The sequence below is a fragment of the Vibrio sp. Y176 genome (genome assembly GCF_033438945.1).
The window spans coordinates 1-632 of the sequence record NZ_JAWOQS010000707.1; the positions used below are offsets into that span (position 1 = coordinate 1).

Annotated in this window: 1 protein-coding gene; it reads left to right on the forward strand. The window is 46.8% G+C overall.

Going from position 1 to position 632, the window contains the following annotated elements; translation table 11 throughout:
* Positions 1-632 (forward strand): tetratricopeptide repeat protein (locus tag R7O13_RS28190; protein ID WP_318305363.1); only part of this gene is annotated, 632 nt, incomplete at both ends.

Genomic DNA, 632 nt, shown 5'->3' on the forward strand with positions numbered 1-632 from the left:
TTCAGCTGCCGAAGACACCCTCAATCAAATTGAAAAACAGCTCGACGAAGCCGACTCTGTACTTCAACGTACAGACAGCGTCCGTTATCGTCTGGTGATGCAACGAGCCCTGCTAGCGGCTCATCGTGGCGATAACGTTGGCGCAGAGCGTTTGTATGCTCAAGCGAAAAGCATGCTTGAGGACAGTCGTTCCGATTTGGCCTTAATTGATTACTACACTTCTGTTGGTGAGTTTTACCTTAACAGTAAAAAATACAACCTTGCGCTTTCAGAACTGCTTTACGGTTATTGGCAGTCCATCGAAAGTGACAGCGGTACTCGCCTTGCCAAAGTAAACCGCTTGCTGGCGAGACTTTTCCAAGAGCGTCGTGTGTACGACAAAGCCATTGAATATCTGTCTCAGGCTGCAGATTTCTACGACTCTTACCCAAGCTCCCCTATTTTGGCCGATGTACTTGAACAAATGGGCGACATCTATTTTTATCAAGGCAAGTTCAATCTTGCTTTGGTGCACTACTTCAACGTACTGGATCACGAAAGCACCAGTCGTAATATCAATCGCACCATTAAGATTCGGTTGAGCTTGGCTGCGACTTACCTGCAACTCTACAACTACGCACTTGCAGAGCAAT